Below are 17353 nucleotides of genomic sequence, written 5' to 3' on the forward strand. Positions count from 1 at the left end.
AGACCCTTCAGCGGCCCGTTCTTGGCTTGTATCTTGCCGCACGGCGCGTAATATTTACGCATCTTCATCCAACCGTAGGAAGAGGCCATGACCCGCAAGACGCGCATCGAGCTTTATCGCAATATCGGCATCAGCGCCCATATTGATGCAGGCAAAACGACGACCACCGAGCGCATCCTCTTCTATACCGGCATCACCCACAAGATCGGCGAAGTCCATGACGGCGCCGCGGTGATGGACTGGATGGAACAAGAGCAGGAACGCGGTATCACCATCACGTCGGCCGCCACCACCGCCTTCTGGAAAGGCATGGCGGGCAACTACCCCGAACACCGCATCAACATCATCGACACGCCGGGCCACGTCGACTTCACCATCGAAGTCGAACGTTCCATGCGCGTGCTCGACGGCGCCGTCATGGTCTATGACGCCGTGGGCGGCGTGCAGCCGCAGTCCGAGACCGTCTGGCGCCAGGCCAACAAGTACCGGGTGCCGCGCCTGGCCTTCGTCAACAAGATGGACCGCGTGGGCGCGGACTTCCTGCGCGTGCAGCGCCAGATCGCCGAGCGCCTGAAGGGCGACGCCGTGCCCATCCAGTTGCCGATCGGCGCCGAAGACCACTTCGAAGGCGTGATCGACCTCGTCAAGATGAAAGGCATCATCTGGGACGACGCCAGCCAGGGCGTGAAATTTCAGTACGTGGACATTCCCGCAGCCATGCAGGACGAGGCGCAGAAGTGGCACGACAAGATGGTGGAAAAGGCCGCCGAGGCCAATGAAACCCTGCTTGAAAAATACCTGTCCGGCGAAGCCTTGACCGAAGCGGAAATCAAGGAAGGCCTGCGCGCCCGCACGATCGCCAATGAGATCGTGCCGATGCTGTGCGGCAGCGCGTTCAAGAACAAGGGCGTGCAGGCGATGCTGGATGCAGTCATCGACTACATGCCGTCGCCGGTGGACGTGCCCGCCATCAAGGGCCACGACCAGCGCGACAACGAAATCGAGCGCCACCCGACCGACAACGAGCCGTTCTCCGCGCTCGCCTTCAAGATCATGACCGATCCGTTCGTGGGGCAGCTCGTGTTCTTCCGCGTGTATTCCGGCGTGGTGAAATCCGGCGACTCGGTCTACAACCCCATCAAGGAAAAGAAGGAGCGCCTGGGCCGCATCCTGCAGATGCATGCCAACGAGCGCCGCGAAATCACCGAAGTCTACGCGGGCGACATCGCCGCGGCCGTGGGCATCAAGGACGTCACCACCGGCGACACGCTGACCGATCCGTCGCACATCATCATCCTTGAACGCATGGTCTTTCCCGAGCCCGTCATCTCGCAGGCCGTGGAACCCAAGACCAAGGCCGACCAGGAAAAGATGGGCATCGCGCTGGGCCGCCTGGCGCAGGAAGACCCGTCGTTCCGCGTGCGCACCGATGAAGAGTCCGGGCAGACCATCATCTCCGGCATGGGCGAGCTGCACCTGGAGATCCTGGTCGACCGCATGAAGCGTGAATTCAACGTGGAAGCCACGGTGGGCAAGCCGCAGGTGGCGTACCGCGAGACCATCCGCAAGGCCTGCAACGAGGTCGAGGGCAAGTTCGTCAAGCAATCGGGCGGCCGCGGGCAATATGGCCACGTGGTGCTCAAGCTTGAACCGCAGGAAGCGGGCAAGGGCTACGAGTTCGTCGACGCCATCAAGGGCGGCGTCGTGCCGCGCGAGTTCATTCCGGCAGTGGACAAGGGCATCCGCGAAGCGCTCAACGCCGGCGTGCTGGCGGGGTACCCGGTCGTGGACGTGAAGGCGACGCTGTTCTTCGGCTCGTACCACGACGTCGACTCGAACGAAAACGCGTTCAAGATGGCCGGTTCGATGGCATTCAAGGAAGGCATGCGGCGCGCCGATCCGGTGCTGCTGGAACCCATGATGCAGGTCGAGGTCGAGACGCCCGAGGACTTCACGGGCAACGTCATGGGTGACCTGTCGTCGCGCCGGGGCATGGTGCAGGGCATGGAAGACATCGCGGGCGGCGGCGGCAAGGTCGTACGCGCCGAAGTGCCGCTGGCCGAGATGTTCGGCTATTCGACGTCGCTGCGGTCGCTGACGCAGGGCCGCGCGACGTACACGATGGAGTTCAAGCACTACGCCGAAGCGCCGCGTCAGGTGGCGCAGGAAATCATGGCGGCGCAGGGCGCGGGCCGCTGATTCCCCTGCGGCTGGTTTTCCGGCCGCAGCGTTTCAGGCAACAGCGTTTCAGGCGGCGGCTGCGGCCGTCGCCGGGCGCAGCCGCGACGCGGCCAGCTTCACGCCCAGCAGGATCATCGCAAAGCCGTATGCATGAAAGAGCTGCGGCGCCTCGCCCAGCAGCGGCCAGGCCAGCAGCGCGGCGTAGACCGGCACCAGGAACATCGACAGGCCCGCGGTCGCGGGGCCGGCCACGCTGATTAGCCGGCCGTACACGTAATATGCGCCCAGGCTAGGCACCACTGCCAGAAACAGCAGCACCACCGCCAGGCGCGGGTCCGTCCAGGGAGGCGCCATGCCGGCGGCCGCTTCAATACCCGCGAACGGCGCCAGCGCCAGCGCGCCACCCAGCATCATGGTCGCTAGCCGCGCGCTGTCGGGCACCGCCGGCAGGGTCAGACGCTTTTGCAGCACCGTGTAGAACGCCCACCCGGTGGCCGCCAGCAGCACCCACAAGTCGCCTTGTCCGAACGCCAACCGGGCCAGCACATTGGCGTCACCGCGTGTCAGCACCACCAGCACACCGCCCAGCGCCAGCGCAAGGCCGGCCGCGCGCGGCGCGGACAGCGGCTTGCGCCAGATCACGGCTTCCAGCAGCGTCACCAGCAGCGGGCTGCACGAAAAGATCAGCGCGATATTGGTGGCGCTGGTGGTCTGCGCGCCGATGTACTGCGGCGCCACCGCCACGCCCATGCCCAGCACGGCCAAGGGCAACAGCGCCGGCAAGCCGCGCCACAGCGCCCGGCGATGCGTGCGCAGCGCGGGGAGGGCGAACGGCAAGAGGATCAGAAGGGCAATCAGCCAGCGGCCGAACGCGAGGAAAACGGGGGGAAGGTTGGCGTCGTGGGCCCAGCGGGCTGCGACCATGTTTGAAGCGAATAGCGCCGGAGCGCTGAAGAGCATGACGGCGCCGGACAGGCCGAGACCGGGTTTTGCGGGTGCTGCTGTGTTGGGCATGATTTCCGGCCGCGCGGATCGGCGCGCGGGCTTGCTGCGTGGGAACTGCCGGCGCACCCGCCGGGTTGTGCCGCAGCGAAAGCGCCGAATCGGGGCGTGCGGGATAGGTGCGCGCCTTGGGGAAAGTCTACGTGCCCACGCGCAAAATAGGTTTCCTGATTCCCGCCTGTTTGCGGCAATCTTAAGAATCTTCTTTCTGTAGAATCCGATCTTGCAGGGATTCTGTCTTCACATATCGCCCACGATGCCCACATTGCCCAAACTCGATGAAACCGACCGCAAGATCCTCCGCGCGCTGCGCGCGGACGGTCGGCTGACCAATCTGAAGCTGGCCGACATGGTCGGCCTGTCGCCGACGCCGTGCTGGAACCGGGTCAAGGCTTTGGAAGAGGCGGGCGTGATCGAAGGCTATGCGGCCTTGCTGAACCAGAAGGCGCTCGGGCTGCCGGACACGGTAATGATCGAAGTCACGCTGGAGCACCACGACGACGACACGCTGGCGCGCTTTGGCGAAGAGATCAGCCGCCTGCCCGAAGTGGTCGAGGCGTTCCTGGTGACGGGCGAATACGACTACCTCATCAAGGTCGCCGTGGCGGGCACGGAGGGCTACGAGGAATTCCTGCGCAAGCGCCTGTACAAGCTGCGCGGTGTGCGGCACAGCCGCTCCACCTTTGTGCTGCGCCGCCTGAAGCACACGCCGTCGGTCGAACCCTGACGGGCGCGTCCGTTATCCGCCGAGGAATTCCTGAATGGCGCCATTGAAGGCGCGCGGATTGCCCAGGTTCATGCCGTGCGATGAGCCCACGATATCCAGGCGCTGGGCTTGCGGCAGCCACTGCGCCAGCGCATCCAGCACGGCCGGATATGGCGGCGGGCTGAGCGCGCCACCGATCAGCAGCACCGGCATCGTCAGGCTGCCGATCTGCGCGGGCGTCAAGGCGTCGGGCTGCTCGTCCACTTGCGCGAAAAGCGTGCCAACGTTGTCGCGCACCATCTCCTTGAACCACGGCACCATGCGCTGCCACGTGTCGGGTCCGGTCACGGTGTCCACGAACAGGGCCAGCCCTTCTTCGACGTCGCCTTGCCGGATGAGCGTCAGGGCGCGCTGACGAAAGCCGCCGCGTTCATCCTTGCAGCCTGGCAGCGACAGGCCGGGGTCCGCAAGAGTAAGACTGCGCAGCGAGTCGGGCTGGCGCAGGGCGGCTTCCAGCGCGACGCGCCCGCCGCGCGAATGGCCTACCAGATGGGCCGGGCCGCCGGCCACCGTGTCGATGAATTCCAGCACGTCGCTGGCATGCTGCTCGACCGAAAATCCACCGCCTTCGCCGTCCCAGGTCTCCGGCCAATACCGGCGCAGGCACACGGCCAGCACCCGGAAAGAACGCCCCAGCGGCGCCATTTGCGACTTCCAGTAGCGGGCGTCGGACAGCGAGCCATGCACCAGCACCAGCGGCGTGCCGCTGCCGTACTCGGTGTAGGACATGGCGTAACCGCCGATGGACGCGGTTTGCAGGGGCAGAACGGGTTCGGAACGCATGTGGATCGGGAGGTGAAGCCAGGCACGCATTCTAGCCCGGCATCGCGTCGCAGCGGGCGTGCCGGACGCTGATACACTCGTCTGCGGCGCGCCGGCGGGAGTTCGCCCGCGCGCCTGTTTTCTTGAACGGAGTTTTCAACGATGTCGCCAGAATCCATCGCCGCCTTGCCGGAATCCGCCCAGCGCGTTGCGCGCCTGCTGGTGGACATGGGGCACGACAAACCCGTGGTGGTGCTGCCCCAGTCGGGCAAAACCTCGGCGGAAGCGGCTGCGGGCCTGGGCTGCGAAGTCGCCCAGATCGCCAAGTCCATCATCTTTCGCCGCGCCACCGACGACGCACCGGTGCTCGTCATCGCCAGCGGCGCCAATCGCGTGGACGAAGCCAAGGTCGCGGCGCAGGTCGGCCCGCTGGCCAAGGCCGATGCGCGTTTCGTGCGCGACATGACCGGCTACGCCATCGGCGGCGTCTGCCCCATCGGCCACGCGGTCAAGCCCGTGATGCTGCTGGATGCGGATCTCTTCAATTACGAAAGCCTGTGGGCCGCCGCCGGCCACCCGCACACCGTGTTCAACCTGACGCCGGCCCAGCTGGCGGACATGACCGGCGCGCCGGTTGCGGACGTGGCGCTGCGAGCCTGAAGGCCCCGGTTTGATCTTTGGGTCTGGGATTCGGATTCGAGCATGCGGCCGGAGACCCCGGCCTGCGCTGCGGCCCGGCCCGGTCAGCCGGGGTGCGCCTGAAGCCCGTCGATCAGCACCTGCCGCCGCCCCTGCGAGCACGATTCCACCCGCGCCTCCACGCCATAAACGGCGGCCAGCGAATCCGGCGTGATGACGTCCGCCGGCGCTCCCGCGGCGTGCAGACGCCCCTCGTGAATCATCACTGCCTGATCCGCGTGCTGCAGGGCCACGTTCAAGTCGTGCAAGACGATCAGGCTGATCAGGCCATGCTCTCGCGTCTCTTGCCGCAGCAGCCGCATGACGTGGAACTGATAGTTCAAATCGAGGGCCGATAGCGGCTCGTCCAGCAGCAGCACGCGCGGATGGCGGATCAACGCCTGCGCCAGGCCCACCAGTTGCTTTTGTCCGCCGGAAAGGGCGTCCAGATAGTGCAACGCCAGATGTGCAATACCCAGCCGCGCCAGCAGTTGGTCGATGGCCTGCAGATCAACGGGCCCCGCCGCGGCGTCGCTGGCGCGCGCCGCGACCAGTACCGATTCGAACACGCGCAGGTGAACCGCCGCGGGCAGGCTCTGCGGCAGATACACCACGTGGCGCGCGCGCTCGCCGTGGTCCAGCCGGGTCAGGTCCAGCCCGTCCAGCGCCGCGTTGCCCGTCCGGGGCCGCACCAGACCAGCCAGGGCCTTGAGCAACGTCGACTTGCCGCTGCCGTTGGGTCCCAGCAGCGCCGTCACCTTGCCCGGCGCCAGCGGGGGGATCGACAGGTCGTGCAGGACGTCTTCGCGCCCGTAGCCCACCGTCAGCGCTTGCACCGTCAGTCCGGAAGATTGGGTCGTGTGTGCCGGTGTTGTCATGGCAATTGGCGGCGCAGCACGACGGACACGAAGAAGGGGATGCCGACCAACGCGGTCACGATCCCCACGGGCACCACCACGCCGGGCATCAGATTCTTGGAGGCAATGGACGCCAGCGACAGGATCACGGCGCCCACCAGCGCGCTGCCCGGCAGATAAAAGCGGTGGTCTTCGCCGAACAGCCGCCGCGCAATGTGCGGCGCGACCAGCCCGATGAAACCGATGGTTCCCACGAATGCCACGGCCAGCGCGGACAGCAGGCTCACGCGCGCCAACGCCGACACGCGCACGCGGCGCACGTCCACACCAAAGCTCGCGGCGCGATCCTCGCCCAGCCGCAACGCGGTCAGCTTCCACGATTGCCGCATGGCCGGCGGCAGCGCCACTGCAAACGCCAGCGCCAGCACGCCCACGGTCGTCCAGCTTGAACGCGCGAGGCTGCCCATTGTCCAGAACACCAGATTCTGCAAGGCCTCGGCGCTGGCCGTGAACTGCACCAGCGACACCAGCGCATTGAAGGTGAACACCATGGCAATGCCGAACAGCACGACGCCAGAGGTGTTCATGCCGCCCCAGCGGGCCACGGCGTCCAGCAGCAGTGCGGCCAGCAGGGCAAACAGAAAGGCGTTGGCGGCGATCAGCCAGCCGGCCGGAATGCCGGGCAATCCGAACTGAAGCACGATCGCCAGCGACGCCCCAAAGGCGGCCGCCGACGACACGCCCAGGGTGAACGGGCTGGCGAGCGGGTTGTTCAGAATGGTCTGCATCTCGGCGCCGGCCAAGCCGAGCGCCATGCCCACCAGCGCGGCCATCAGCGCGGACGGCAGGCGGATGTCCCAGACGATCACGCGATAGGTCGGGTCGGCGTCGCCGGGCGCGGCCAGCGTCTGCCAGAGCGCGCGCCAGGGCAGGCCGGACGGGCCCACGGTGAAGTCGATCAGCAGCGCAAACAGAATCGCCGCCAGCAGCAGGGCGATGAGCCCCGCCCGGCGGCGAAGAATGTGGCGGTAAGCGCCTGCCGCGCTTGCGGCGTGCCGCATTACTGCAGCAGTTGCAGCCGGCTCTTGGCCGTGGTGGCGGCCGGCGTGGTCGGGTAGTCGCGAACAATGCGCTGCAAGGTGGTCTTGGCGCCGGCGCGGTTGTTCAGTTCGATCTGGCTGCCGGCGATGATCAGCAGCGCGTCGGGCGCACGGGCGTTATCCGGCGACTTCTGGACCATGGCGTTCAGTTGCTCGATGGTGCCCTTGAAGTCCTTCAGCGCATAGCGGCTGCTGCCCTGGTAGAACTGGGCGCTGGGCGCGAGCTGGCTGTTGGGATAAAGCGCGGTGAAGGCGGCCAGCGATTCGGCCGCTTCCTTGTATTGGCCCTTGCGGAACAGGTCCATCGCGCCGTCATAGGCGGTCTGTTCCTGGGGATCGCCGGCGGAGGCTCCCGGCGGATTGGCGCTGCCCGGGGCGGTGCCCGGCTTGGCGCTCGGTTGCTGGCGCGATACCAGTTCAAGCTGGTCGCGCAGTTGGGCGATTTCCTGCTGCAACGACTGGATCTGGTCGGCCAGTTGCAGCTTGGCGCGTTGGCTTTGCTCGTTCTGCTGCTGCACCTGCTGGCGCAAATCCAGGATGGCCTTGCGGGCTTCATCGTCGGAAAAAGCGTGAGCGGGGGCCGTGAGGGCGGCAAGCGCCAGGCCAGTGGCCACAATCAGGGGACGCAGGGACAGAACGTAATCGCGCATGAATATTCCCGGGTATAAAAACAAACGTCGGGACGGCCGGCTGGCCGTCCCGACGCGAGGTAGGGCTCCAGACTAAGCGAAAATCTTAGCGCAGATAGTTGATATCGGCGCGGCGGTTTTCAGCAAAGTCGGCTTCAGTCGTACCCGTCGAGCGCGGCTTTTCCTTGCCGAAGCTGATGGTTTCGATCTGGTTGTCGCTGACGCCCAGCAGGGTCATCATGCGACGCACGGCGTCGGCACGACGCTGGCCGAGGGCCAGGTTGTACTCAGCACCGCCGCGTTCGTCGGTGTTGCCTTCGATCTTGATCTTTTGCTGTTGGTGCGAAGCCAGATACTTGGCATGGGTTTCGACCAGGCCACGGTATTGGTCCGACACGGTGTAGCTGTCGAAATCAAAGTACACCGAGCGCTGTTGCGCCAGGATGCTTTGGGGGTTGAAAGGATCAAGGATTTGGCCAGAGGCCGAAGATCCTTGGCCAGCGCCTCCACCCTGACCCGCTTTATCGTCGAGAGGGACGGAGCTGCAAGCTGCCAGGGCGGCAGCCAGAGCGGCGATGGTTAGGCTTTTGGCAATGCGCGACTTCATGATAGTTCCTTTGCAAAGAGAGTCACACGTGTTATCGGGTAATGAATGGGCCCCAAGTCGGTTCACGTATTTCCCCGTTCAGTACCGAAAGCGTTTGTCGCACGCGTCCATCGCTTGACACACCTGCCAGCACGCTACGGCCATTTTGGATGGCGGCGTAGAGCACTTGCATTCCGTTGGGCGCAAAGCTGGGCGACTGATCGTCACGACCATCAGTCAGCAAGGCTTCGGCACCAGTGGACAAGTTCAGAGATGCGATTCGAAACGCGCCGTCTCGTCTTGCAACGTACAGCAGCGTCGATCCATCGGGGGAAATTCGGGGTGAGATGTTGTAACCACCATTAAACGTGAGACGGCGTGCTTCGCCGCCTGTCGAGCCGGTCTGATAGATTTGCGGCCCGCCGCTGCGGTCACTCGTAAAGATAATGGAAGCGCCGTCGGGCGTAAAGCTCGGCTCGGTGTCAATCCCGGGAGAACGCGTAACTCGGCTCGGATTCGAGCCATCGGCCGCATTAACGACGTAAATTTGCGACAAACCGTCACGCGTCAAGGCGACAGCCAGCTTGCTGCCATCAGGCGACCAACCGGGGGCGCTGTTGTTGCCCTTGAAGTTGGCGACCGGTGCGCGGGCGCTGGTGGCCAGCGTGTGCACGTAGACGACGGGTTTGCCGGACTCGAAGCTCACGTAGGCGAGCTTGGCGCCATCGGGCGACCAGGACGGCGAAATGATCGGCTCGCGCGAGCGCAGGGCAACCTGCGGATTCTGGCCGTCGGCGTCAGCCACCTGCAGTTCGTACGTGGAACCCTTCTTCAGCACGTAAGCGATACGGGTCGAGAACACGCCGCGAACGCCGGTGATCTTTTCGTAGATGCGGTCGGCGATCTGGTGGGCCACGCGGCGCAGTTCCTGTTCGGTGCCCGAGAAGGCCACGCCGTCCAGCTGCGACTTCTTGACCGTGTCGGCCAGGCGGTAGCGCACGTCGTAGCGGCCATCGGCGCCGCGGGTAATGCTGCCGTAGGCGATGAAATCGGCGCCCTTGCCACGCCAGTCGTCGTGGGCGATCGGGGAATCGACGTTCAGGCCGGAGCCGGCCGCGTTGATCAGGCGGAACTGGCCGGTGCGGGTAAGGTCGGCGCGGATGACTTCGGCCAGCGCGCGGCCGTGGGTATCGTCAACGGCGAAGTCGGCGATGGCCACGGGATACTGCGTGGCGCCGGTGCCGGAGATATCGACACGCAACTGTGCGTGGGCGGGCTTCATGGCCATCAGGCAGGCAAGCGCCACCATCAGCAGTCCGATTCCATACGCTCTCCAGAGCGCGAGAGTGGGTACTCGTCGACTATAAGCGGGAGTCATATTCGTCAATCTCCTGTCAGTCATACATTCTGTAGACAACGTCAATAATGGGTTCGTAGCGGCCCGTCGAGGGCTTCGGGAACGGGTTGCAACGGCGGATGCCCGTCTCGACCGCGCGGTCGAAGCCGGAGTTGCCAGAAGAACTGGTCAACGTAACGCCATTCACCTTCCCGTCAGAACCTAACTGTACCCGGTATTGGGCGGTCGGATTTCCCGAGCCGCTGCGGGGCGGGGGCGGATACGCCACCCCGGGTTGCACGCAGGCGCGGACCTTGGCGCCGTAGCCGCTGTCGCGTCCGCCGCCCGCCTGATTGCGGTCGGCGGTGCCGCCCGGAATGCCGGCGGCGCCCAGGGCGTCGTTGCGGAACGCGTCCTTCAGCGCCTTGTCGGCGGCGGCCTTCTTGGCGGCGGCAGCCTTCTCGGCAGCCGCCTTTTCAGCGGCAGCTTTTTCAGCCGCAGCCTTTTCGGCAGCGGCCTTTTCCGCGGCAGCCTTTTCAGCAGCCGCCTTCTTGGCGGCTTCTTCCTTGGCCTTCTTCTCGGCAGTCGCCTTTTCGGCAGCGGCCTTCTCGGCTGCGGCCTTTTCAGCGGCGGCCTTCTCGGCGGCAGCTTTCTCCGCAGCCGCCTTCTGGGCGGCTGCCTTCTCAGCCGCGGCCTTTTCGGCGGCCTGGCGTTCCTGTTCCAGGCGCTTCTTTTCCTTCAGTTCGGCCTGCTTGCGCTCTTCCTCGAGACGCGCCTTTTCCTTGGCGGCCTCGGCGGCTTCGCGTGCTTTCTCTTCCTGCTCGCGCTTTTTCTTGGCTTCCTGGATGGCGATCTCGGGATCGACTTCCTCGGTTTTGGCCTGAACTTGCGGTTCGGGCTCGGGAGGCGGCGGCGGGGGCGGCGGAGGAGGCGGCTCAGGCGTCTTTTCCGGCTCCGGCTCGGGCTGGGGCTTGGGTTGCGGCTTGGGCGGTTCGGGCTGGGGCGTGGGCGGCGGCGAGACGGGCGAATTGCCGTCTGCCCAGAGCTGCACCTGGACGGGGCCAGGGTTCTCGGTATGCCAGTTCACGCCAAAGATCAGGGCAACCAGCAGCAGCAGGTGCACCGCCACAGCCAGAATCAGCGAATTCCGGTTGTCGTTGTTGGGCGGGGTGGCCGGCGGGCCGCTGCGGTGTCGAATTATGGGTGGCGTCATGTGCGGTGCATGCCGGCCAGGCCGGCGGAGGGCGGCGCGTTAGCGTTTCTTGGCGGGGACGGGCTGGGAGGCGGCACCGGACTGGTCCACCAGCAGGCCCAGGCGGGTGATGCCGTTGGTGCGCAGCTCGTCCATGACCTTTACGACCGTCTCGTAGGGCACCTTGCCGTCGGCGGCGATCACCACCGGCGTTTCCGCAGTAATGCGCGAACGCACTTGCGCGACCAGTTCGGGGCGCGCGATGTCCTGCATGGTGGCGCCGGCTTCGCGCATGCGCAGCGCGATCTTGCCGTCTTCCGAAATCTGGACTTCCAGGGGCTTGACCGGCACGTCGGAGGCGGCGCCCACCGACGGCAACTGGATCAGTCCGGGCGTGATCAGGGGCGCGGTCACCATGAAGATGACCAGCAGCACCAGCATCACGTCGATGTACGGCACCACGTTGATGTCGGCCTTCATGCGGCGGCCGGACCTGCCGCGCGAGCTTACCGAGGGCATTAGCGCACCTGCCGTTGCAGAATGTTCAGGAATTCATCGACGAAGCTGTCGAAGCGGATCGAGATGCGGTCGATGTCATTCGTGAAGCGGTTGTAGGCAACCACGGCCGGGATGGCGGCGAACAGGCCGATCGCGGTGGCGATCAGCGCCTCGGCAATGCCGGGGGCCACCGAGGCCAGCGTGGCCTGCTGCATGTTCGACAGGCCGATGAAGGCGTGCATGATGCCCCAGACCGTGCCCAACAGGCCGATGTACGGGGACACCGAACCGGCGGACGCCAGGAAGTTGAGGTGGGATTCCAGCGAGTCCATTTCGCGCTGGTAGGCGGCGCGCATGGCGCGGCGCGGGCCGTCCAGCACGGCCGTGGCATCGCCGCTGGCGTTGCCGCGGCGGGCCTTCAGGAATTCGGTCATGCCGGCATCGAAGATGCGGGCGAGGGCGCCTTGCTCGTCGCGGCGCGAGGCCACGGCCTGCTGCAGCATCGACAGGTCGCCGCCCGACCAGAAGTCGTCTTCGAAGCGGCGCGTCTGGTCATGGGCCCGCTTGATGGCCATGCGCTTGGCGAAGATGTAGGTCCAGGACATGATCGAGATGCCCAACAGCATCAGCATGATGAGCTGGACCGGCACGCTGGCGTGCGAAATCAGCGAAAGCAACGACATGTCGTTGGTGACTTGCATGGTTATTCCTGAATGAATTCCAGTTTTGCGCGAATGTCAGCCGGCAACTCCACCGGCCGCATGTGAACGGCATCGACGCAACAGACTTGGATGTTGCCTTCGGCAAGCAGTTCCCCGTTGCGCTCCGCGCGCTGCGCGAAGTGTATCGAAGCGCGGCCCAGTTTGGTGACTCGGCTGCGTATGGTAAGCAAATCGTCCAGTCTGGCCGGTTTGCGGTAGGACATGTCCAGGGCGCGGACAACGAACAGCCGTTGCTCGCTGGCGGCCAGTCCGGACTGGTTGACGCCAAGGTCCCGCAGCCATTCGGTGCGGGCCCGCTCCAGGAATTTCAAGTAGTTGGCGTAGAAAACCACCCCGCCGGCATCCGTGTCTTCGTAGTAGACGCGGACTTGCAGGGTGGATTCGGCGGACTTCGGGTCGGTCACGGTACTCAACAGATGATATGCGGGTCGGGACGCGGAAAGTCCGTAGTGGCTACAAGGTTAGAGCGTGTCGAGCTTGGTCAGCACGGCTTCAAGCGCGGACTCTACCGGAATCTTGGCCGCTTCGGTTTCCCGGCGGGCCTGCAATTCCACCACACCATCGTTCAGGCCGCGTTCTCCAACTGTTACACGCAGCGGCGCACCGATCAGTTCCCACTCGGCAAACATGACGCCGGGGCGGGCATCGCGGTCGTCCAGCACGACATCAACGCCGCGCGCCAGCAGGGATTCATAGAGCTTTTGCGCGGTGTCACGCACCGTTTCACTTTTGCCCCAGCCCACCGGGCAGATCACGACCTCGAACGGCGCGAGCGCTCGGGGCCAGATGATGCCGCGCGCGTCGTGGTTCTGCTCGATGGCGGCGCCCACGATGCGGGTCACGCCGATCCCGTAGCAACCCATTTCCAGGACGGCGGGCTTGCCGGTTTCGTCCAGGAAGGTGGCCTTCAGGGCTTCGGAGTACTTCTTGCCCAGGTAGAAGACGTGGCCCACTTCGATGCCGCGCTGGATCGACAGCGTGCCCTTGCCGTCGGGCGAGGGGTCGCCGGCGACCACGTTGCGCAGGTCGGCCACGAGCTCGGGCTCGGGCAGGTCGCGGCCCCAGTTCACGCCCTGGGTGTGAAAATCTTCGCGGTTGGCGCCGCACACGAAATCGGCCATGTTGGCCACGGTGCGGTCGGCGATGACGTGGACCGGCTTGACCGTCTTGACCGGGCCCAGGTAGCCGGGCTTGCAGCCAAAGTATTCGACGATCTCGGTTTCGGTGGCAAAGCGGAAGCCCGACAGGCCCGGCAGCTTGCCCGCCTTGATTTCATTCAGTTCGTGGTCGCCGCGCAGCAGCAGCAGCCAGATGTCGACCTTGCCCTTTTCGCCGTCGGTGGCCAGGACGATCGACTTGATCGTGCGCTCCAGCGGAATGTCCAGCAGCTTGGCCACGTCCTCGCACTTGGCGGCGCCCGGCGTCGCGACGTCTTGCATCGTCTGGGCGGCAGCGGCACGGGTGGCGTACAGGCTGGGCGCCTCGGCCAGCTCGATGTTGGCAGCGTAGTCCGAGTCCGCGTTGTAGACCAGCAGGTCTTCGCCCGTGTCGGCGATCACCTGGAACTCATGGCTGCGCGTGCCGCCGATGGAACCCGTATCGGCCGCTACCGCGCGGAACTCCAGGCCCAGGCGGCCGAAGATGCGCATGTAGGCGGCGAACATGGTGTCGTAGCTCTTCTGGGCGCCGGCTTCGTCACGGTCGAAGGAATACGCGTCCTTCATCGTGAACTCGCGGCCGCGCATCAGGCCGAAGCGCGGACGGCGCTCGTCACGGAACTTGGTCTGAATGTGATAGAAGTTCAGCGGCAACTGGCGGTAGCTGTGGATTTCATTGCGCGCGATGTCCGTGATGACTTCCTCGGACGTCGGCTGCAGCACGAAATCGCGCTGGTGCCGATCCTTGATGCGCAGCAGTTCGGCGCCGTACTGCTCCCAGCGGCCGGATTCCTGCCAGAGTTCGGCCGGCTGCACCACGGGCATCAGCAGCTCGATGGCGCCCGCCGCGTTCATTTCTTCGCGGATGATCGCCTCGACCTTGCGGATGACCTTCAGGCCCAGCGGCATGTAGGTGTAGATGCCGCCCGCGAGCTTGCGGATCATGCCGGCGCGGGTCATCAGCTGGTGGCTGGCGACTTCCGCTTCGGACGGGGCTTCTTTGAGGGTGTTGATGTGGTAGTTGGATGCGCGCATGTTTAAAGGTGGCAGCAGATACGTATAATCGACCGTAATTGTATTGAATTCGGTGGGGGTGGCCCATGCTTGACCGCGAAGGCTACCGCCCCAATGTCGGCATCATTCTCGTCAACACTAGAAACGAGGTCTTTTGGGGCAAGCGTATCAGGGAACATGCGTGGCAGTTCCCCCAGGGCGGCATCAAGTATGGCGAAAGCCCGGTGCAGGCCATGTATCGCGAACTCCATGAAGAGGTGGGCTTGAAGCCCGAGCATGTCCGTATTTTGGGGCGTACACGCGATTGGTTACGTTATAACGTGCCCGATCACTTTGTCCGGCGTGAGTGGCGTGGCCACTATAAAGGACAAAAACAGATTTGGTTCTTGTTGCGCCTGGTGGGACGTGACAGTGATGTTTGCTTGCGCGCGACGCAGCATCCGGAATTCGACGCCTGGCGCTGGAGCCAGTACTGGGTTCCGCTGGATGCCGTCATCGAGTTCAAGCGAGACGTCTATACCCAGGCGTTGAACGAGTTGTCGGCTATCCTCTTTCGGCGCCATCACGAAACCCGCTACCTGCGCCAACGGGTGCATGGTCAGCGGGCTGCAGAGAATTTGCCCGAAGGAACGGACGGTCATGCGCATATTGTTGGTTGAAGACGAACGGGACATGGCGTCCTGGCTGATGCGCGCGCTCGCCCAGAGCGGGTTTGTGCCCGATCACGCGGCGGACGCGCGCACGGCCGAAGCCTTCATGGCGGGCACCGAATACGATGCCATCGTCATGGACTTGCGCCTGCCCGACAAGCATGGTCTGGTCGTCCTCCGGGAAATGCGCAACCGGGACGACCGCACGCCCGTCCTGCTCCTGACCGCGCAAGGTGCGCTGCAGGACCGTGTGCGCGGCCTGAACCTGGGCGCCGACGACTTCCTGACCAAGCCCTTTGCTCTCGAAGAACTCGAAGCGCGCTTGACCGCGCTCGTGCGCCGCAGCCGCGGCCGCCAGCATCCGCGCCTGCAGTGCGGCTCGCTGTCCTACGACAGCGAAAGCCGTGCGTTCACGCTGGACGGATCGCTGCTGTTCCTGACGCCGCGCGAACACGCCGCCCTGGCGGCGCTGCTGACGCGCAGCGGCTACCCGGTGGACAAGTCGCAATTGTTCGGCAAGGTCTTCACGCACGACAGCGAAGCCAATCCGGACGCCATCGAGGTCGTACTGCACCGCCTGCGCAAGAAGCTGGCCGGCAGCGACGTGCGCATCGTGACCGTGCGCGGGCTGGGCTACATGCTGGAAAGCGTCGCCAGCGAGTCCGCGGAACCCTAAGTGAGCCTGCGGATTCCCGGACTGCCGCGCGTCGGCATCCGCGCGCTTCTCATCATCCTGCTGCTGCCCGGCGTGGTGGTGCTGCTGGTCATCGACAGCCTGAACGACTACCGCACCCTGGCCGAGATCACCAACGAAGCCTACGACAGCGCGCTGGTGGAACCTGCGCGGGTGCTTGAAAGCAGCCTGGAATTCACGCCGGACGGCAACCTGCAGGTTGCCACGCCGCTCTACGCGCAGGTCATGCTCGAATCGCGGGCGGGCCTGCGCAAGTATTTCCGCATCGAGGAAATCGATCCGCCCTTGCCCGACGGGGCGCCCGTGCCCCAGACGCAGGGCAAGACGCTGCTGGGCATGCCAGAAATGCCGCGCCCGCCGTCCTGGCCCCGGTCCAACGGCCAACCCATCTTCTACGACAGCGTGTACCGCAACGATCCCGTGCGGGTCGTTTCCGTGGTGCGCGATCTCTATTACCAGGGCCAGCATCGCCAGGTGCTGGTGGTCGTGGCCGAAAGCACCGGCAAGCGCATCGAGGCCGAGAACAATGCGCGGCGCCAGGAGATCCTGCGCGATTCACGCATGCTGGCGCTGGTCGTGCTGCTGGTCTGGTGGGGCGTGTCGTGGGCCTTGAAGCCGCTGCGCCGGCTGCAGGCCGACATCCGCGGACGCCGTCCGGACGACCTGACGCCGCTGGACGCCTCGCGCGTGCCCAGCGAAGTCGCTCCGCTCGTCGAAGCCGTCAATCACCACATCGCCCGCTACCGGCGGGTGCTGGACGAGCAATCCAACTTTCTTGCCGACGCCTCGCATCAATTGCGCACGCCGCTCGCCATCATGCTGACGCAGGCGCAATACACGCTGCGCGAACGCGATCCCGCGCGCGTGCGCGAGGGACTTCGCGCCATCGTCGACCAGCTCGGGCGCACGCGCCGGCTGACCGAACAGCTTTTGTCGCTGGCGCACGCAAACCAGGCCGGCCAGACCCCGCGCCAGTTGCTCGACATGAACGCGGTCTCGCGCGAAGTCGTCTTGCAGTACCTGCCGCTCGCGCACGAAAAACAGCAGGATCTGGGCTGGGTGCAGGCCGATGCCGAAGACGGCCAGGACACGCCGGTGCCGGTGTCCGGCAACGAGGCCGAGCTGCACGAGGCCTTGTCCAATCTCGTGCACAACGCGATCCATTACGCGCCGGTCGGCGCGCAAATCACGGTCTCCGTCTGTCGTGCCGACAACAGGGTCGAGGTCGCCGTTTCCGACAATGGGCCGGGCCTGGATCCCGTCATGCGCACGCGCGCGTTCACACGGTTCGAGCGGGTGGGTACGGACAAGCCGGTGACCTCCTCCGGTTCCGGCCTGGGCCTGGGCATCGCGCGCGCCTACGCCCGGCGCAACGAGGGTGACATCGAACTGCGCGATGGCGAGCCCAACGACCAGGGCGGCGTCGGCCTCGCGTCGGTGCTGTGGCTGCCGCTGGCGCCCACCGTATCGCAGTATCCGCGGCCCGCCGAGGTCCAGCTCAAGGGCGATCAATAACCGGGCGATCAATA

General features: G+C 65.4%; 18 protein-coding genes. 6 read left to right on the forward strand and 12 right to left on the reverse strand.

Features of this window, described 5'->3' with window-relative positions; all coding sequences use genetic code 11:
- The first annotated feature begins 87 nt into the window (after positions 1-87).
- Positions 88-2199, forward strand: a complete 2112-nt coding sequence (fusA, locus tag AC6CIE_RS16140) for an elongation factor G (RefSeq protein ID WP_175139067.1) — start codon at positions 88-90, stop codon at positions 2197-2199.
- A 48-nt stretch (positions 2200-2247) separates the two neighbouring features.
- Here the strand turns inward: fusA and AC6CIE_RS16145 are convergent, their stop codons facing one another.
- A complete protein-coding gene (locus tag AC6CIE_RS16145) occupies positions 2248-3195 on the reverse strand; it encodes a DMT family transporter (protein WP_498092829.1) in 948 nt (315 codons plus the stop codon).
- A 244-nt stretch (positions 3196-3439) separates the two neighbouring features.
- Here AC6CIE_RS16145 and AC6CIE_RS16150 point away from each other — a divergent pair, with 244 nt between their 5' ends.
- The gene (locus AC6CIE_RS16150; protein WP_175125365.1) at positions 3440-3910 is read left to right on the forward strand and encodes an Lrp/AsnC family transcriptional regulator; all 471 of its coding nucleotides are present in this window, start codon (positions 3440-3442) and stop codon (positions 3908-3910) included.
- 12 nt (positions 3911-3922) lie between these two features.
- On the opposite strand, the gene AC6CIE_RS16155 is transcribed toward AC6CIE_RS16150, so the two are convergent.
- Positions 3923-4732, reverse strand: a complete 810-nt coding sequence (locus AC6CIE_RS16155; RefSeq protein ID WP_498092832.1) for an alpha/beta fold hydrolase — start codon at positions 4730-4732, stop codon at positions 3923-3925.
- Positions 4733-4873: 141 nt separating this feature from the next.
- Between AC6CIE_RS16155 and AC6CIE_RS16160 the strand changes: the two genes are divergently transcribed.
- Positions 4874-5371, forward strand: a complete 498-nt coding sequence (locus tag AC6CIE_RS16160) for a YbaK/EbsC family protein (protein WP_175125361.1) — start codon at positions 4874-4876, stop codon at positions 5369-5371.
- Between the two features lie 83 nt (positions 5372-5454).
- Here AC6CIE_RS16160 and AC6CIE_RS16165 read toward each other — a convergent pair whose 3' ends face one another.
- The 10 genes from AC6CIE_RS16165 to AC6CIE_RS16210 all read right to left on the reverse strand — a co-directional run bounded on the left by AC6CIE_RS16165 (position 5455) and on the right by AC6CIE_RS16210 (position 14501).
- Positions 5455-6267, reverse strand: a complete 813-nt coding sequence (locus tag AC6CIE_RS16165) for an ABC transporter ATP-binding protein (RefSeq protein ID WP_286900420.1) — start codon at positions 6265-6267, stop codon at positions 5455-5457.
- Complete coding sequence (locus AC6CIE_RS16170) at positions 6264-7307, reverse strand: FecCD family ABC transporter permease (protein ID WP_498092835.1); 1044 nt, start codon at positions 7305-7307, stop codon at positions 6264-6266. The genes AC6CIE_RS16165 and AC6CIE_RS16170 overlap by 4 nt, the downstream gene beginning before the upstream one ends.
- Complete coding sequence (gene ybgF, locus AC6CIE_RS16175) at positions 7307-7996, reverse strand: tol-pal system protein YbgF (RefSeq protein ID WP_056564227.1); 690 nt, start codon at positions 7994-7996, stop codon at positions 7307-7309. The genes AC6CIE_RS16170 and ybgF overlap by 1 nt, the downstream gene beginning before the upstream one ends.
- An 85-nt stretch (positions 7997-8081) precedes the next feature.
- On the reverse strand, positions 8082-8582 hold the full coding sequence (gene pal / locus AC6CIE_RS16180; RefSeq protein WP_056564223.1) for a peptidoglycan-associated lipoprotein Pal: 501 nt from the start codon (positions 8580-8582) through the stop codon (positions 8082-8084).
- Positions 8583-8613: 31 nt separating this feature from the next.
- Positions 8614-9939, reverse strand: coding sequence for a Tol-Pal system beta propeller repeat protein TolB (gene tolB / locus AC6CIE_RS16185; protein WP_175186389.1), 1326 nt, complete (start codon positions 9937-9939; stop codon positions 8614-8616).
- Between the two features lie 16 nt (positions 9940-9955).
- Positions 9956-11110, reverse strand: a complete 1155-nt coding sequence (gene tolA / locus AC6CIE_RS16190; protein WP_498092838.1) for a cell envelope integrity protein TolA — start codon at positions 11108-11110, stop codon at positions 9956-9958.
- Between the two features lie 39 nt (positions 11111-11149).
- On the reverse strand, positions 11150-11608 hold the full coding sequence (tolR, locus tag AC6CIE_RS16195; protein ID WP_105237338.1) for a protein TolR: 459 nt from the start codon (positions 11606-11608) through the stop codon (positions 11150-11152).
- Positions 11608-12288 carry a protein TolQ gene (gene tolQ, locus AC6CIE_RS16200; protein WP_056564211.1) on the reverse strand — a complete coding sequence of 227 codons (681 nt, stop codon included), beginning with the start codon at positions 12286-12288 and terminating at the stop codon, positions 11608-11610. Before tolQ ends, tolR begins: the two co-directional genes overlap by 1 nt.
- 2 nt (positions 12289-12290) lie before the next feature.
- On the reverse strand, positions 12291-12713 hold the full coding sequence (gene ybgC / locus AC6CIE_RS16205; protein ID WP_498092841.1) for a tol-pal system-associated acyl-CoA thioesterase: 423 nt from the start codon (positions 12711-12713) through the stop codon (positions 12291-12293).
- 57 nt (positions 12714-12770) lie between these two features.
- Entirely contained in the window at positions 12771-14501 is a 1731-nt protein-coding gene (locus AC6CIE_RS16210; protein ID WP_175125352.1) for a proline--tRNA ligase, read from the reverse strand.
- Between the two features lie 65 nt (positions 14502-14566).
- Between AC6CIE_RS16210 and AC6CIE_RS16215 the strand changes: the two genes are divergently transcribed.
- The 3 genes from AC6CIE_RS16215 to AC6CIE_RS16225 are packed head-to-tail and all read left to right on the forward strand — an operon-like array spanning position 14567 to position 17339.
- Positions 14567-15139 carry an RNA pyrophosphohydrolase gene (locus AC6CIE_RS16215; protein WP_056327909.1) on the forward strand — a complete coding sequence of 191 codons (573 nt, stop codon included), beginning with the start codon at positions 14567-14569 and terminating at the stop codon, positions 15137-15139.
- The gene (locus AC6CIE_RS16220) at positions 15120-15806 is read left to right on the forward strand and encodes a response regulator (RefSeq protein ID WP_056327910.1); all 687 of its coding nucleotides are present in this window, start codon (positions 15120-15122) and stop codon (positions 15804-15806) included. Before AC6CIE_RS16215 ends, AC6CIE_RS16220 begins: the two co-directional genes overlap by 20 nt.
- The gene (locus tag AC6CIE_RS16225; protein ID WP_175125350.1) at positions 15807-17339 is read left to right on the forward strand and encodes a sensor histidine kinase; all 1533 of its coding nucleotides are present in this window, start codon (positions 15807-15809) and stop codon (positions 17337-17339) included. It abuts the gene before it with no gap.
- The last annotated feature ends 14 nt before the right edge of the window (positions 17340-17353 follow it).

The sequence above is a fragment of the Achromobacter sp. GQ309 genome (assembly GCF_059759315.1).

Excerpts from the sequence above, each read along its gene's own strand:
- fusA (WP_175139067.1), top strand. The coding sequence starts at position 88 with ATGACCCGCAAGACGCGCATCGAGCTTTATCGCAATATCGGCATCAGC.
- AC6CIE_RS16145 (WP_498092829.1), bottom strand. The coding sequence starts at position 3,195 with ATGCCCAACACAGCAGCACCCGCAAAACCCGGTCTCGGCCTGTCCGGC.
- AC6CIE_RS16150 (WP_175125365.1), top strand. The coding sequence starts at position 3,440 with ATGCCCACATTGCCCAAACTCGATGAAACCGACCGCAAGATCCTCCGC.
- AC6CIE_RS16155 (WP_498092832.1), bottom strand. The coding sequence starts at position 4,732 with ATGCGTTCCGAACCCGTTCTGCCCCTGCAAACCGCGTCCATCGGCGGT.
- AC6CIE_RS16160 (WP_175125361.1), top strand. The coding sequence starts at position 4,874 with ATGTCGCCAGAATCCATCGCCGCCTTGCCGGAATCCGCCCAGCGCGTT.
- AC6CIE_RS16165 (WP_286900420.1), bottom strand. The coding sequence starts at position 6,267 with ATGACAACACCGGCACACACGACCCAATCTTCCGGACTGACGGTGCAA.
- AC6CIE_RS16170 (WP_498092835.1), bottom strand. The coding sequence starts at position 7,307 with ATGCGGCACGCCGCAAGCGCGGCAGGCGCTTACCGCCACATTCTTCGC.
- ybgF (WP_056564227.1), bottom strand. The coding sequence starts at position 7,996 with ATGCGCGATTACGTTCTGTCCCTGCGTCCCCTGATTGTGGCCACTGGC.
- pal (WP_056564223.1), bottom strand. The coding sequence starts at position 8,582 with ATGAAGTCGCGCATTGCCAAAAGCCTAACCATCGCCGCTCTGGCTGCC.
- tolB (WP_175186389.1), bottom strand. The coding sequence starts at position 9,939 with ATGACTCCCGCTTATAGTCGACGAGTACCCACTCTCGCGCTCTGGAGA.
- tolA (WP_498092838.1), bottom strand. The coding sequence starts at position 11,110 with ATGACGCCACCCATAATTCGACACCGCAGCGGCCCGCCGGCCACCCCG.
- tolR (WP_105237338.1), bottom strand. The coding sequence starts at position 11,608 with ATGCCCTCGGTAAGCTCGCGCGGCAGGTCCGGCCGCCGCATGAAGGCC.
- tolQ (WP_056564211.1), bottom strand. The coding sequence starts at position 12,288 with ATGCAAGTCACCAACGACATGTCGTTGCTTTCGCTGATTTCGCACGCC.
- AC6CIE_RS16210 (WP_175125352.1), bottom strand. The coding sequence starts at position 14,501 with ATGCGCGCATCCAACTACCACATCAACACCCTCAAAGAAGCCCCGTCC.
- AC6CIE_RS16215 (WP_056327909.1), top strand. The coding sequence starts at position 14,567 with ATGCTTGACCGCGAAGGCTACCGCCCCAATGTCGGCATCATTCTCGTC.
- AC6CIE_RS16220 (WP_056327910.1), top strand. The coding sequence starts at position 15,120 with ATGCGCATATTGTTGGTTGAAGACGAACGGGACATGGCGTCCTGGCTG.